The organism is Actinorectispora metalli (genome assembly GCF_056323685.1).
Genome location: NZ_JBREYE010000001.1, coordinates 211,770 through 226,069, shown reverse-complemented (window position 1 = coordinate 226,069; position 14,300 = coordinate 211,770). Strand labels below are relative to the sequence as shown.

Sequence of the window (14,300 nt, the reverse complement as noted above, 5' to 3'; positions counted from 1 at the left end):
GGCATAGCCGATCCGCCCGAGTTCCACCAAGATGGGCCGGGTGAGTTCTTTCGTCTACAACATGGTCTTCGACTGCGCCGACGCCTACGGGCTGGCGCAGTTCTGGAGCAAGGTCGTCGGCCATCCCGTGGAACAACCCGCCGCGCCCGGCGACGAGGAGACCGCGATCCCCTTGCCGAACGGCACGCACCTGTTCTTCCAGCAGGTTCCGGAGCCCAAGACGGTCAAGAACCGCATGCACCTGTGCCTGCGGCCCGCCGAGGGCACCCGGGACGAGGAGGTGCGGCGGCTGCTCGACCTCGGCGCGACCGAGGCGGGCGACTTCCGTAACGACGACGGCACCGGCTGGGTGGTCTTCACCGACCCGGAGGGCAACGAGTTCTGCATTCTCCGCAGCATGGCCGAGGCCGCGGCGACCGGTTAAGAGTTCGCGGGCGGCAGCCGGACCACGCTCACGAAGAAGTTGTCGATCTGCCTGATGACCTCGATGAACCGCTCGAAGTCCACCGGCTTGGTGACGTAGGCGTTGGCGTGCAGGTGGTAGCTGCGCACGATGTCCTCCTCCGCCTTCGAGGTGGTGAGCACGACCACCGGGATGGTCTGAAGCTGCTCGTCGTTCTTGATCTGCGCCAGGATCTCGCGGCCGTCGTATTTGGGCAGGTTGAGGTCCAGCAGGATCAGGTCGGGCCGCGGCGCCTCGCTGTGCCCGCCGCGCCGGTAGAGGAAGTCCAGCGCCTCCTCGCCGTCGCGGGCGACATGCAGCGAGTTGCGGACCTTGTTCTCCTCGAACGCCTCGCGGGTCATCATCTCGTCACCGGGGTCGTCCTCGACGAGGAGCACGGTGATGGGTTGGACGTCGGTCATGATTCCCCGATCTCGGCGTGGTCGCTCGCCTCGGTGTTCTCGGCTGTATCACTGTTTTCGGTGTTCTCCATGACGGGCAGCGTGAAACACACCCTGGCCCCGTCGTGGTAGTCCTCGTCGAGCCAGATGCGCCCGCCGTGGTGCTCGACGATCTTCTTGCACAGCGCGAGACCGATGCCGGTGCCCTCATAGCTGTCGCGGCCGTGCAGCCGTTGGAAGATCACGAAGATCTTGTCGGAGAACTCAGGCGGGATGCCGATGCCGTTGTCGGTCACCCCGAACTGCCATTCGGTGTCGCGGCGCGTCACGGCGATCTCGATCCGCGGCGGGGCGTCCGGACGGCGGAACTTCACCGCGTTGCCGATGAGGTTCTGCCACAGCATGCCCATCAGCGTCAGGTTCGCCTCGACCGTGGGCATCTCGTCGCAGAGCACCTGGGCGCCCGCGTTCTCGATGGGCTCGGCGAGCAGGTCCAGCGCGTCCCGCACCACCTCGCGCAGGTCCACCGCCACCCGTTCCTCGTGCATGCGCCCGACGCGGGAGAAGTTGAGCAGGTCGTTGATCAGCACCTGCATCCGCTTCGCGCCGTCCACCGCGAACTCGATGTACTGGTTGGCCCGCTCGTCGAGCCCGTCGGCGTAGCGGCGCTGGAGAAGCTGGCAGAACGAGGTTACCTTGCGCAGGGGTTCCTGCAGGTCGTGCGACGCGACGTAGGCGAACTGCTCCAACTCCACATTGGACCGCTGGAGTTCCTCGGTCTGGTCGGAGAGCAACTCGCGGGACTGCCGGACCACGGCAAGCTCGTCCACGATGCGCTCCCGCATGGCCTCCACGGCGGCGCCGATCTCGCGCACGTCCTTCGGCCCTTCGCTGGGAATCCGGTGCTCGAACTCGCCCGCGGCGACGTTGCGCGAGGCGTTGCCCAGCCGCTGCAGCGGCGCGATCACCCGTAGCTGCATGAAGCGCGCCACCATGATCAGGTTGACCAGGAACACCACGAGGATGACTCCCAGGCCCGCGTCCCGCCAGCGCTGCGAACTCAGCAGGTCATCGCGGGCCTGGGCGCGTTCGGCACCGATATCGGCCTCCAACTGGGACACCGCGGCGCGCGCCGACTCGAAGCGCTCGCCCGCCAGCCTCACCTGCGCTGGGTCGGGCTGACCGCCTGTCCGCACGGCCGCGATGAGCGGTTCGGCGGATTCGACGCGCCACAGCCGCATGCGCTCGTCGATCCGGTCCAGGTCGGCGTCGAACCGGCCGTCGAGCAGGTGCCGCAGCCGCTCGTCGACCCGCCGCTGCTCGGCCAGTCCCTGGTCGTAGGACACCAGCCTGGAGTCATCACCTGCGGGCAGGTAGGCGTGCAGGCCCAGCGGCTGGTTCAACATCGCCTCCTCCATCTGCGCCGCGGACAGCCCCGCGGGTTCGATGGTGAAGAACAGCCGGTCGGTGATCTCGGAGGTGCGGTTGATCATCAGCACCGCGATCAGCACCCCGCCCAGCAGGATGCTCAGGGTGATCGCCAGCAGCACGGTCAGCCAGCTTGAGGTCGTCCACTGCGAACGCCACAGCCGGGGGCGTTTGCGGTCAGCCACCCACACCGCCGAGCATCAGGATCGCCACGTCGTCGGGCAGCGGGCCGCCGTTGAGCTGCTCGGCCCGGTCCACCAGCCGCTGGGGCAGCGCCTCGTCCGCGCAGACCTCCTCCACCACGAGCTTGAGCAGGCCCTCGATCCACAGCTGTTCGCCGGGGTCGCGGGTGCCGCCCTCGATCAGCCCGTCCGTGTACAGCAGCAGTGACCAGCCCGGATGCAGCACCACGTCCAGCGACGGCCACTCCGCGGTGCCGTCGATGCCCAGTGGGCGGCCGGTGGGCCTGCCGTCGTTGACGGGGTCGCGTCGGTTCAGGATCGGCGCGGGGTGGCCCGCCAGCCTGATCCTGGCGTTGTTGCGTTCGGGGTTGATCTGCACCGTGCAGGCGGTGGTGAACAGGCTCGGCTCATGCCGCTCGGTGACCAGCATCTTCTGCAGCGCGGGCAGCACGTCGGGCTCGTCGACGGCGGCCAGCACCAGCGCCCGCCACGCGCCGCGCAGCACCGCGCCCAGCGCCGCCTCGTCGGGGCCGTGCCCGCAGACGTCGCCGATGATCACATTGACCTCGCCGGATGGCTGCTCCACGACGTCGTAGAAGTCCCCGCCGACCAGCGCCCGCTGGCGGCCGGGCCGGTAGAACGGGGTCACCCGCAGCGTGGAGTCGCGCAGCAGCGGCCGGGGCAGCAGGCCGCGTTCCAGACGCACCGACTCGGCCTGCCGCAGTTCGGCGTCGCGGAGGCGGTGGTGCTGGACCTGAGCGCGGCGGCGTTCCACGGCGTAGCGGATGGCCTTGGTCAGCAGATTGCCGTCGACCTGGCCCTTGACCAGGTAGTCCTGCGCGCCGCAGCCGACGGCCTCGACGCCGCGGTGCTCGTCGGCGAGACCGGTCAGCACGCAGACGGCGGGCTGCTGCGGTAGCTCAAGGAGCCTGCGCAGCCCGTCGAGACCGGACGTATCGGGCAGGCCGAGGTCCAGCAGCACGCAGTCGACGCCGCCCGCGGACACCATGGCCATCGCGGTGCTCAGGCTGTCCGTGGTGATCAATTGCAGCGGGCTGTCGACCTCCGCCAGCAACTCGCCGACCAGGAAGGCATCGGCCGGATCGTCCTCCACGAGCAGCACGTTGAGCCGGTCGAACGGCGCGCTGGGCACGACGGCGTTCGCCGTGCTCGTTGCTGCGCTCGACCCGGTCACGTCGCACCTTTCTCGTCCATCAGGCAAAACATTACTTTGCCGTTGGGCAAAGGTTTCGCGTTACTGCCCGAAACCGGCGCGTCGCAGCGCATCGGCCATCGAACCGGCCGCTGGGCTCGCGCTCCGTTCCTGGCGGGGCTTACTCCCTCGATCTTGCCGCCTACCCCCTTGGTTCTGCTTGCCGGAAACAGATTTGGCGTCATCCTCCAAGCGCAGGGTCAGCGAGATCCGCTTGCGCTCCACGTCCACTTCCAGCACCTTCACCCGTACGATGTCGCCGGGCTTGGCGATATCACGGGGATCTTTCACAAATGTGCGCGACATCGCAGAGACGTGCACGAGGCCGTCCTGGTGAACCCCGACATCGACGAAGGCGCCGAAGGCCGCGACGTTGGTCACGACCCCCTCCAGCACCATGCCGGGGCGCAGATCGCCGATCTTCTCCACGCCCTCGGCGAAGGTCGCGGTCTTGAACGCGGGCCGGGGGTCGCGGCCGGGCTTCTCCAACTCCTTCAGGATGTCGCTGACGGTGGGCACGCCGAAGGTGTCGTTCGCGAACTGCTCGGGGCGCAGGGTGCGCAGCTTGGCGGAGTTGCCGATGAGCTCCTTGAGGTCGCTCTTGGTGGCGGTGAGGATGTCGCGGACCACCGGATAGGCCTCCGGGTGCACGCTGGAGGCGTCCAGCGGGTCGTCGCCGCCGGGAATGCGCAGGAAGCCCGCGCACTGCTCGAACGCCTTCGGGCCCAGCCGCGGCACGTCCTTGAGCGCGCGGCGGGTGCGGAACGGGCCGGTCGAGTCGCGGTGCGCCACGATCTGCACCGCCAGGTTCTCGCCGATACCGGACACCCTGGTCAGCAGCGGGGCGGAGGCGGTGTTCACGTCGACGCCGACGGCGTTCACACAGTCCTCGACGACGGCGTCCAGCGAGCGGGACAGCTTCGACTCGGCGAGGTCGTGCTGGTACTGGCCGACGCCGATGGACTTCGGGTCGATCTTCACCAGTTCGGCAAGCGGGTCCTGGAGGCGGCGGGCGATGGACACCGCGCCGCGCAGCGACACGTCCATGCCGGGCAGTTCCTGGGACGCGTAGGCGGAGGCGGAGTAGACCGAGGCGCCCGCCTCGGACACCACGATCTTGGTCAGCTTCGGCACCCGCTTGATCAGCTCCGCCGCCAGCCGGTCGGTCTCCCGGGAGGCGGTGCCGTTGCCGATGGAGACCAGCTCCACGCCGTGCTGGGTGGCCAGCTTCTCCAGCGTGTGCAGCGCCTCGTCCCAGCGCTGCTGCGGCTGGTGCGGGTAGATCGTGTCGGTGGCCACCACCTTGCCGGTGGCGTCCACGACGGCGACCTTCACGCCGGTGCGGAAGCCGGGGTCGAGACCCATGGTGGAGCGGGTGCCCGCGGGCGCGGCCAGCAGCAGGTCGCGCAGGTTGGCGGCGAACACGCGCACGGCCTCGTCCTCGGCGGCCTGCCACAGCCGCATCCGCAGGTCGATGCCGAGGTGGACGCGGATCTTGGTGCGCCACGCCCAGCGCACGGTGTCGTTGAGCCACGGGTCGGCGGGACGGCCGCGGTCGGCGACCCCGAAGCGGGCGGCGATGTCGGTCTCGTAGGTGCCGTTGTCGGCGTCCGGGTCCAGGTTGAGGTCGAGTACCTCTTCCTTCTCGCCGCGGAACATGGCGAGGATGCGGTGCGATGGCAGCTTGGTGAACGGCTCGGCGAAGTCGAAGTAGTCGGAGAACTTCGCGCCCTCGGTCTCCTTGCCCTCGCGCACCTTGGCGACCAGGCTGCCGCGGGACCACATCTGCTCGCGCAGCGAGCCGATCAGGTCGGCGTCCTCGGCGAAGCGCTCCACCAGGATCGCCCGCGCCCCCTCCAGCGCGGCCGCGGCGTCGGCGACGCCCTTCTCGGCGTCGACGAACGCCTCGGCGGCCGCCGTCGGAGGCACCGTCGGATCGGTCAGCAGGCCGTCGGCCAGCGGCTCCAACCCGGCCTCGCGGGCGATCTGGGCCTTGGTGCGGCGCTTGGGCTTGTAGGGCAGGTAGATGTCCTCGAGGCGGGCCTTGGAGTCGGCGTCGAGGATGCGCTGCCGCAGCGCGTCGTCCAGCTTGCCCTGCGAGGCGATGGATTCCAGGATCGCGCCGCGCCGGTCCTCCAGCTCACGCAGGTACCGCAGCCGCTCTTCCAGCGTGCGGAGCTGGGTGTCGTCCAGCATGCCGGTGACTTCCTTGCGGTAGCGGGCGATGAACGGCACCGTCGACCCGCCGTCCAGCAGCCCGACGGCCGCGCTCACCTGGTTCTCCCGCACACCGAGTTCGTCGGCGATCTTGCGATGGATGGCTGTGCTCACGTATCCCGCCCCGCCTCTGTCACAAAGAACTAGCCGGTGCATTCTGCCCTAGCGGCCGTCCTACCGGCCTCGCCAGTCGACACAGACCGCGACCGCGTCGTCGTCCAAGCGGTTCTCGCCGTGGAAGGACACCAGGTCGTTGAGCAGCAGGCGGACCGCCTCGTCGCTGGGCAACGGCCGCACCCTGCGCAGCGCCTGCCGCAGGTTCGCGCCGTAGCGCCGGTCGGCGACGGCGGCCTCGAAAATGCCGTCGCTCAACACGAACAGCCGGTCGCCGGGCAGCAGGTGGTGGTCCTCCTCCACGTACACGGTGCTGTCGAACATGCCGAGCGGAAGCTGCTCGTCGAAGGTCAGCGTGAAGTCCTCGTCCCCGCGTTGGCACCACGCCTGCGGAGAACCGGCGTCCACGATCCGGGTCTTGCCGGTGGCCACCTCGATCCGCATCAGCAGCGTCGAGACGTGCAGTTGCCCGCCGTACTGCGCCCAGATGGCCTGGTCCGCCATGGCGGCCTGGTCGGCGAGGCCGAGGCCTGCGCGGCGGGCGTTGCGCAGCGCGCTGATGGTCAAGCCGGTGAGCTGGGCGGCGGTGACGCCGTCGGCCATGCCGTTGGTGACGGCGAGGGTGAGGTATTCGCCGTCGAAGGTCCAGTCGAAGTTGTCGCCGCGCACCTCGTAGGCGGGTTCGAGCTGGCCCGCCAGGCTGAACTCCGGGCACCGCAGCCCCCGCCCCGGCAGCAGCTGCCACTGCATCTCGGCCGCCAGCGTCAGCCGCACCGTCCGGCGCACCAGCCGGAACTGGTCGGTGATCCGCTCCGCGAGCGTGATCGCCTTGGCCAGCACCTCGGTGAGCCGGCAAAGCTCGGTGACGGCGTCCGGGTCTGCGTCGACGCTGAGCGCCCCGAAGCGGTTGCCGCGCAGGCTCACCGGCAGGTGCAGCAGATCCCGCTGCGGCACCGGCGCCTGCTGGCGGAACGCCTCGCCGGGCCCGTCGCCGTCGACGGACACGGCGTCGGTGTCGTGCATGACCGGCTCGAGGGTCCGCAGCCGGTAGTCGGCCAGCCACAGCTCGACGTGGCTCGCGGCGAAGTGCTCCCGCAGCACCGTCTCCAGAGTTGAACACAGGTCGTGGGCGGGCGCGTCCAGCAGCAGGCGCTCCGCCTCGATCATGCGCTCGGTGAGCTCCACTGTTTCCTCCGCCCTATGTGCTCACATCATCCACCGCGGCCGCCCGGTTGTTACCACCGATACCGGCGTTGAGCTCCAATGCGACGAACAGGTCCACCCGGTCAGCGATGGCGGACAGGTTCCGTCCGGTGAGTGCCTCGATCCGGCCGATCCGGTACCGCAGCGTGTTCACGTGGACGTGCAACTCGGCCGCCGTGCGGTTCCAGGAGCCGGAGCAGGCCAGGAACGCCCGCAGCGTGGCGACCAGCGCGGAGTTGTGTTTCCGGTCGTAGTCGGTCAGCGGCCGGAGCAGCCGGTCCCGGAACGCCCGCCGCAGCTCGGCGGGCACGGTGCTCAGCAGCAGCGTGTGCGAGGCCAGTTGGTCGGCGCTGACCAGCCGGAGCCTGCCCGCCTGGTGTTCGGCCAGTTTCCGGGCCTGCCGTGCCTCCTCGATGGCCTCGCCCAGCCGGTCGGCTTCGGCCACGCCGCCGATCCCGACGGCCAGCCGGGCGTCGGCCAGCCCCGGTTCGATGGTGTGCAGCGCGTCGGTGACCTCGTCCACCGTGGTCGGATCGGCCCGCAGCAGCGCGAACGGCTCCCGATCCACGGTGCCGACCAGCGCGCCGAGCCTGGACGTTGCCGCGGTGAGCACGGCGGCCGCCAGTTCAGGGGTGCCCGCGGAGGCCGCGATCACCGTGAGGGGGCGGTGCGGGTCCAAGCCCGCCGCGGCCAGCGCGTCCGAGGCGTCATGGCCGTTCATCGCCCGCCGCAGCATGCCCTCGGCCGGGCGGTTGGCCAAGACGCGGTGTTCGGCGTGTTTGGCCCGCTCCAGCCCGGCGAGATCGGCGAGTTCGACGGCCAACGCGCGATCGGTGCTCGTCCACCGGGTGTGGTCGCCCTCGATGACCACCAGCCACCCGGTGAGTCTGCTGCCGCCACCTGACGCGGCGAACACCGAGAACGTGTCCTCGCCGGTCTTCACCGTGCTCGGGTGGGAGTCGGCGAGCAGGAAGTGCCGCACCCACTTGCGTACCGCCGCCCGGCTTGCTTCGGCGCCCGCCACCACCGACCCGGTGGTGGTGACGACCCGGCAGACCCGGCCCAGCAGCCCGCCCGCGTGGGTCAGCAGTTCGTCGAAGGTGGCGCCGCCCGCCAGCAGCGTGAGCAGCGGCTCGCGGCGGTCGCGTTCGGCGGCAAGCTCCAGCACGACGCGTTCGGTGATCGTCGCGAAGGAGACCTCGACCGGAACCTCGATCAGCGGCACGGCATGTTTCTCGCAGGCCCGTCGGAGGTCGTCGGGAATGGCTCCGAATTCGGCGTTTCCCGCCGCCAGCGCCGTGACCTCGGCCGCCGCGAGTGCGGAGACGAACTCCTCGGAGTCGCCTGCGTCCCGGCGCCAGACCAGGCCGGTGAGCACCAGTTCCCCGCCGGTCAGGTACCTGCTGGGGTCCTTGAGGTCCGTGGTGTAGACCCACCGGATCTCCCGGTCCGCAGCTTCGCCGCCGGTCAGCAGCGTCAGCTTGAGGTCTTCCTGGTGCAGAAGGGACTTGAGTTTCATTCATCCCGCCCGGTGCTCGGTTTCGGCATCGTACTGCGCGGGAGTTGGAGGAAAGTACAAACCAATCGGTGATAAATGCCGCCCGATTCATGCCTTTCATGGCTGGTGGCGTGGTGAGGCAGCGCACTGTACTGGGATAGTCGCCAGAGGACGGGTATGTGCTGGTCGGGGGAGGTGCGAGCGCATGCTGACCCAGGTGAACGCCTGGCCGCGGGACCGTTTGGTGCACGAGCTCCTGACGTGCTGCCCGGTGCCCGAGTGGGCCTACGACGTCGCCGCGCAACGCCCGTTCTCGGGCCTGCCCGCGCTGCGGCGCGTCTCATCGCTGGTGCTGGTGGGCCTCGAATGGGGACACGTGCTCAAAGGCCTGGAGAACGAGCCGCGCGTCGTGACACCCGAGGGCGGGGGCGACCTGGAATGCAGGCTCGCGGCGGCCGGTGTCGACTATGAGCACCGCTTCGGCCACGTGTTCGTGTGCTGGGTGGACGGGCTGACCGCCGAGCAGGTGCTCGCGGAGTGCAGGCGACGGCTGGGCAACCCGGAGTTCGCCGAACGGCACGAGGTCCGCAGGGAACTCGCCAAAATCGTTGACTCCCGGCTGAGGAAGTTGGTGACCCGGTTCTGATGGACTTCCTGCGCTCCACCAGCCTGTCCGACGCGCTCGCCGCCAAGGCGGCCGTCCCCGAGGCGGTACCGATCGCGGGCGGCACCGATGTGATGGTCGAGCTCAACTTCGACCTCCGGAGACCCCCGGCGGTGCTCGACCTCACCGCGGTTCCCGAGCTGTCGCAGTGGTCCGATGTGGACGGACGTATCCGGCTTGGCGCGACCGTCACCTACGCACGGGTCATCACCGAGTTGGGGGACCGGCTGCCGGGGCTGGCGATGGCCTCGCGCACGGTCGGCTCACCGCAGATCCGCAACCGGGGCACCGTCGGCGGCAACCTCGGTGCAGCCTCCCCGGCGGGCGATGCCCACCCGATCCTGCTGGCCACCGACGCGCTGGTGGAGGTGGCGTCGGTCCGCGGCAGCAGGCGGATACCGATCGGCGAGTTCTACCTGGGACCCAAGCGCAATGCCCTGGCGTCCGACGAGTTGATCACCGCGGTGCTGGTGAAGTCCGCGGCCGGGCCGCAGCAGTTCGCCAAGGTGGGCACCCGCAACGCCATGGTCATCGCGGTGTGCGCGTTCGCGCTGGCGTTGCACGGCGGGCGGGTCGGTACCGGCATCGGCTCGGCGGGGCCGACCCCGCTGCGCGCCCCTGCGGCCGAGGCGCTGCTGAACCGGGAACTGGACTGGACGGGCCGAGGGCCGCTGCCCGCGGAGTTGGCGCACAGCTTCGGCGAGCTTGTCGCCGACGCCTCCGCACCCATCGACGACGTTCGGGGCACGGCCGCCTACCGGCGGCACGCGCTGGCCGTCCTTGCCCGGCGCACCCTGTCCTGGGCCTGGCGGGACTACTGCGACGAGGAGCGAGCATGCGCGTGAGGGTCACCGTCAACGGCGAGCCGCGGCAGGCCGACGACGTCTGGGAAGGCGAGTCGCTGCTCTACCTGCTCCGCGAACGGCTCGGGCTGCCCGGCGCCAAGAACGCCTGTGAACAGGGCGAATGCGGTTCGTGCACGGTGTACCTTGACGGGCTGCCGGTGTGTTCCTGCCTGGTCGCCGCGGGCCAGGCGCAGAACCGCGAGGTGCGCACGGTGGAGGGGCTGACCGCGGGGGAGGAGTTGCACCCCGTGCAGGAGGCTTTCATCGAGGCGGGCGCCGTGCAGTGCGGGTTCTGCACCCCGGGCCTGGTGGTGGCCGCCCACGACCTGATCCGCCGGGTGCCGCAACCGTCCGACTCCGACATCCGGGAGGCGCTGGCGGGCAACCTGTGCCGCTGCACCGGCTACGAGCACATCATGACCGCGGTCCGGCTGGCGGCGGCGAAAGCACAGGGGGAACCGGCATGAGCATGGTCATCGAGAACGCCGCCATAGCCACCGTCGACAGCGTGGGCACCGAGTTCTCCCACGGGCACCTCGTGATCGAGGCGGGCCGCATCGCCGCCGTCGGCGCCGGACCGGCGCCGCGATCGGAGACGCGGCGCATCGACGCCTCCGGCTGCCTGGTCACGCCGGGGTTCGTCAACACCCACCACCACCTGTACCAGTGGGCAACCCGGGGACTGGCCACCGACTCGACCTTGTTCGAATGGCTGACCACGCTGTACCCGATCTGGGCGCACCTGGACGCCGACATCACCACCGCTGCCGCGACCGCGGGCCTGACCCGGCTGGCCGCCACCGGATGCACCACCGCCGCCGACCACCACTATGTCTTCCCGCGCGGCGGGGGCGACCAGATCGCCGCGCTGGTGGCGTCGGCCGGGAGTGTCGGCATCCGGCTGCACGCGGTGCGCGGATCGATGGACCGCGGCGAGTCCGACGGCGGGCTGCCACCGGACAGCCTGGTCGAGGACACCGAGGCCGCGCTGCTGGGCACCGAACAGGCCATCGATGCCTTCCACGACCCGGCTCCCGAGGCCATGGTGCGCATCGCGGTCGGGCCGTGCTCGCCGTTCTCGGTCAGCAAGGAACTCATGGTCCGCTCCGCCGAACTGGCCCGGCGCCGCGGGGTGCGGCTGCACACCCACCTCGCCGAGACGGTGGACGAGGAACGCCAGTGCCTGCAGGAGAACGGCTGCACGCCCGTCGAGTACGCCGATGAGTTGGGCTGGCTGGCCGAGGACGTGTGGCATGCGCACGCCATCCACCTCTCCGACGAAGCGGTGAAACGCTTCGGCGCCACCGGGACCGGTGCCGCGCACTGCCCCACCTCGAACGCCCGCATCGCGGCGGGGGTGGCGCGGGTGCGCGACCTGCTCGACGCCGGGGTCGCGGTGGGGCTTGGCGCGGACGGCGCGGCGTCCAACGAGTCCTGCGGGCTGGCGGAGGAACTGCACCAGGCGCTGCTGTTCGCCCGGCAACGCGGCGGCCCGGCCGCGCTGACCCCGCGGGAGGCGCTGTATATGGCGACCATGGGCGGTGCGCGCTGCCTGGGCCGGGCGGCTGAGCTGGGGTCACTGGAACCCGGCAAGCTCGCCGACTTGGCGGTGTGGCGGATCGACGGCTATCAGCACGCGGGGATCGACGATCCGGTCGCGGCGCTGGTGCTCGGCGCCCAGCCGCCCCTGGAGCTGCTGCTGGTGGGTGGGGAGACGGTGGTGGCGGGCAACGAGATCCGCACCGTCGACCCGACCGCCGTGGCCGCCGACCTGCGGGCCGCCAGCCGGCGGCTGAGGGAGGCTGCATCGTGAGCAGCCCGCAGCGGACCGACACCCGCGTCACCGGCGGCATCGGGGAGAGCCCGCAGCGGCCGGACGGCACCCTGAAGGTCAAGGGCGAATTCGCCTTCGCCTCCGACCTGTGGCACGAGGACATGATCTGGGGCACCACCCTGCGCAGCCCGCACCCGCACGCCCGCATCCGCGGCATCGACCTCGCCGAGGCGCTGAAGGTGCCCGGCGTGTACGCCGTGCTCACCGCGGCCGACGTGCCCGGCCGCAACCGGTACGGGCTGGAGCACGCCGATCAGCCCGTGCTCGCCGAAAACCTGGTGCGCTACCAGGGTGAACCCGTCGCGCTGGTAGCCGCCGACCATCCGGAGACCGCGCGCCGCGCCGCCAGGCGGATCGCCGTGGACTACGAGGAACTCGACCCGCTCACCGACCCCGAGACCGCCGCGCACGGCGACGGACCGCTGCTCCACGAGGGCGGCAACGTCGTGCGACACGTCCGCATCCGCAAGGGCGACCCGGAGCTCGCCGCCGAGGTGGTGGTCAGCGGAACCTACGAGGTCGGCATGCAGGACCAGGCCTTCCTCGGCCCCGAGTCGGGACTGGCCATCCCCGCCGAGGACGGCGGCGTCGACCTGTACGTGGCGACCCAATGGCTGCACGCCGACCAACGCCAGCTTTGCGTCGCGCTCGGCCTGCCGCCGGAGAAGACCCGCCTCACCCTGGCCGGGGTCGGCGGCGCGTTCGGCGGCCGGGAGGACCTGTCCATGCAGGTCCACGCGTGCCTGCTCGCCCTGCACACCGGCAGGCCGGTGAAGATGTCCTACAGCCGTGAGGAGTCCTTCTTCGGCCACGTGCACCGGCACCCGGCGAGGATGTACTACGAACACGGCGCCACCGGCGACGGCAGGCTCGTCTACGTCCGCGCCCGCATCTACCTCGACGGCGGCGCCTACGCCTCCACCACTTCCGCCGTGTCGGCCAACGCCGCCACCCTCGGCGTCGGTCCGTACACAGTGGACAACGTGGCGGTGGACTGCTGGGGCGTCTACACCAACAACCCGCCCTGCGGCGCCATGCGCGGGTTCGGCGCCGTGCAGTCCGCGTTCGCCTACGAGTCCCAAATGGACCGGCTGGCGCAGGCGCTGGGCATGCACCCCGTCGACCTGCGCGCCCGCAACGCCCTGTCCGAGGGCGACACCATGCCCACCGGGCAGGTTGTCGACTCACCGTCGCCGGTGGCCGAACTGCTGCACCGGGTGCGAGATCTGCCGCTGCCCGGTGACCGCGGGAACGACCTGCGGGAACTGCCGGGCGGGGTCTCCAACACCACCCACGGCGAGGGCGTGGTGCGCGGCGTGGGGTACGCGATCGGGATCAAGAACGTCTGCTTCTCCGAGGGCTTCGACGACTACTCGACCTGCCGCCTGCGGCTGGAGCTCATCGGCGGAGAGCCCGCCGTCCTCGTGCACACCGCCGCCGCCGAGGTCGGGCAGGGCCTGGTCACCGTGAAGCAGCAGATCGTCCGCACCGAACTCGGCGTCCAGCGGGTCACCATCGACGCCATGGACACCCGGATCGGCAACGGCGGCTCCACCTCCGCCTCCCGGCAGACCTACATCACCGGCGGCGCCGTCCGCGCCGCCTGCGCCCTGGTCCGCGACCGAGTGCTCGACCTGGCCGCGGCGAGGTTCAGCCGCGCGCCGTCCACCCTGCGGCTGGAGGGCGGCAAGGTGATCACCGAGGGCGGGGAGGTGCTGGTCGACCTCGCCGACCTGCTCGGCGGGCAGGCCATCGAGGAGACCGCCGAGTTCCGGCCCCGCGCCACCGAACCGCTCGGCGCGAACGGCCAGGGCACCGCGCACGTGCAGTACGCGCTGGCCGCGCACCGGGCCGTCGTGGACGTGGACACCGAACTCGGCCTGGTCAAGGTGGTCGCACTGGACTGCGCGCAGGACGTCGGCAAGGCCATCAACCCGCAAGCCGTGCTCGGCCAGATCCACGGCGGCTCCGCCCAGGGCCTCGGCCTGGCGGTGATGGAGGAAATCCAGGTCAGTGGTGCCAAAGTCGGCAATCCGTCGTTTACCGACTATCTGATCCCGACCATCCTGGACATGCCGCCGATGACCGTCGACCTGTTGGAACGGCCCGACCCGCACGCCCCCTACGGCCTGCGCGGGGTGGGCGAGCCGCCCACGATCTCCGCCACCCCCGCCATCGTGGCCGCCATCCGCGCCGCCACCGGCCTCGCCTTGCCCAGGGTGCCGGTGCGGCCGGAGCACCTCACCGGAACCGGCTGAG

General features: G+C 70.6%; 12 protein-coding genes. 6 read left to right on the top strand and 6 right to left on the bottom strand.

Annotation, left to right across the window (positions count from 1 at the left end; all coding sequences use genetic code 11):
• Positions 1-40 precede the first annotated feature (40 nt).
• Positions 41-424 carry a VOC family protein gene (locus tag ACU6XJ_RS01035; RefSeq protein ID WP_476305844.1) on the top strand — a complete coding sequence of 128 codons (384 nt, stop codon included), beginning with the start codon at positions 41-43 and terminating at the stop codon, positions 422-424.
• Here the strand turns inward: ACU6XJ_RS01035 and ACU6XJ_RS01030 are convergent.
• From ACU6XJ_RS01030 to ACU6XJ_RS01005, 6 genes are read right to left on the bottom strand one after another with little or no spacing between them, the layout of a single operon-like run.
• Positions 421-864, bottom strand: a complete 444-nt coding sequence (locus tag ACU6XJ_RS01030; protein ID WP_476305841.1) for a response regulator — start codon at positions 862-864, stop codon at positions 421-423. The genes ACU6XJ_RS01035 and ACU6XJ_RS01030 overlap by 4 nt on opposite strands.
• On the bottom strand, positions 861-2,456 hold the full coding sequence (locus ACU6XJ_RS01025; protein WP_476305839.1) for a sensor histidine kinase: 1,596 nt from the start codon (positions 2,454-2,456) through the stop codon (positions 861-863). The genes ACU6XJ_RS01030 and ACU6XJ_RS01025 overlap by 4 nt, the downstream gene beginning before the upstream one ends.
• Complete coding sequence (locus ACU6XJ_RS01020) at positions 2,449-3,648, bottom strand: PP2C family protein-serine/threonine phosphatase (protein ID WP_476305836.1); 1,200 nt, start codon at positions 3,646-3,648, stop codon at positions 2,449-2,451. Before ACU6XJ_RS01020 ends, ACU6XJ_RS01025 begins: the two co-directional genes overlap by 8 nt.
• A gap of 60 nt (positions 3,649-3,708) precedes the next feature.
• Entirely contained in the window at positions 3,709-6,039 is a 2,331-nt protein-coding gene (locus ACU6XJ_RS01015) for a Tex family protein (RefSeq protein WP_476305833.1), read from the bottom strand.
• Between the two features lie 18 nt (positions 6,040-6,057).
• Entirely contained in the window at positions 6,058-7,182 is a 1,125-nt protein-coding gene (locus ACU6XJ_RS01010; protein WP_476305830.1) for a PP2C family protein-serine/threonine phosphatase, read from the bottom strand.
• Positions 7,183-7,195: 13 nt separating this feature from the next.
• A complete protein-coding gene (locus ACU6XJ_RS01005) occupies positions 7,196-8,719 on the bottom strand; it encodes a PucR family transcriptional regulator (protein ID WP_476305827.1) in 1,524 nt (507 codons plus the stop codon).
• A 184-nt stretch (positions 8,720-8,903) separates the two neighbouring features.
• On the opposite strand from ACU6XJ_RS01005, the gene ACU6XJ_RS01000 reads away from it, so the two are divergent.
• The 5 genes from ACU6XJ_RS01000 to pucD are packed head-to-tail and all read left to right on the top strand — an operon-like array spanning position 8,904 to position 14,299.
• The gene (locus tag ACU6XJ_RS01000; RefSeq protein ID WP_476305824.1) at positions 8,904-9,344 is read left to right on the top strand and encodes a 2-oxo-4-hydroxy-4-carboxy-5-ureidoimidazoline decarboxylase; all 441 of its coding nucleotides are present in this window, start codon (positions 8,904-8,906) and stop codon (positions 9,342-9,344) included.
• On the top strand, positions 9,344-10,207 hold the full coding sequence (locus ACU6XJ_RS00995; RefSeq protein ID WP_476305821.1) for an FAD binding domain-containing protein: 864 nt from the start codon (positions 9,344-9,346) through the stop codon (positions 10,205-10,207). The genes ACU6XJ_RS01000 and ACU6XJ_RS00995 overlap by 1 nt, the downstream gene beginning before the upstream one ends.
• Positions 10,198-10,674 carry a (2Fe-2S)-binding protein gene (locus tag ACU6XJ_RS00990; RefSeq protein ID WP_476305819.1) on the top strand — a complete coding sequence of 159 codons (477 nt, stop codon included), beginning with the start codon at positions 10,198-10,200 and terminating at the stop codon, positions 10,672-10,674. The genes ACU6XJ_RS00995 and ACU6XJ_RS00990 overlap by 10 nt, the downstream gene beginning before the upstream one ends.
• Positions 10,671-12,020, top strand: a complete 1,350-nt coding sequence (locus ACU6XJ_RS00985; RefSeq protein ID WP_476305817.1) for an 8-oxoguanine deaminase — start codon at positions 10,671-10,673, stop codon at positions 12,018-12,020. Before ACU6XJ_RS00990 ends, ACU6XJ_RS00985 begins: the two co-directional genes overlap by 4 nt.
• The gene (pucD, locus tag ACU6XJ_RS00980) at positions 12,017-14,299 is read left to right on the top strand and encodes a xanthine dehydrogenase subunit D (protein ID WP_476305815.1); all 2,283 of its coding nucleotides are present in this window, start codon (positions 12,017-12,019) and stop codon (positions 14,297-14,299) included. Before ACU6XJ_RS00985 ends, pucD begins: the two co-directional genes overlap by 4 nt.
• The last annotated feature ends 1 nt before the right edge of the window (position 14,300 follow it).

Bases quoted from the DNA above. Each gene is read 5' to 3' on its own strand.
- ACU6XJ_RS01000 (WP_476305824.1), top strand. From the start codon at position 8,904: ATGCTGACCCAGGTGAACGCCTGGCCGCGGGACCGTTTGGTGCACGAG.
- ACU6XJ_RS01030 (WP_476305841.1), bottom strand. From the start codon at position 864: ATGACCGACGTCCAACCCATCACCGTGCTCCTCGTCGAGGACGACCCC.
- ACU6XJ_RS00990 (WP_476305819.1), top strand. From the start codon at position 10,198: ATGCGCGTGAGGGTCACCGTCAACGGCGAGCCGCGGCAGGCCGACGAC.
- ACU6XJ_RS00995 (WP_476305821.1), top strand. From the start codon at position 9,344: ATGGACTTCCTGCGCTCCACCAGCCTGTCCGACGCGCTCGCCGCCAAG.
- ACU6XJ_RS01015 (WP_476305833.1), bottom strand. From the start codon at position 6,039: ATGCACCGGCTAGTTCTTTGTGACAGAGGCGGGGCGGGATACGTGAGC.
- ACU6XJ_RS00985 (WP_476305817.1), top strand. From the start codon at position 10,671: ATGAGCATGGTCATCGAGAACGCCGCCATAGCCACCGTCGACAGCGTG.
- ACU6XJ_RS01005 (WP_476305827.1), bottom strand. From the start codon at position 8,719: ATGAAACTCAAGTCCCTTCTGCACCAGGAAGACCTCAAGCTGACGCTG.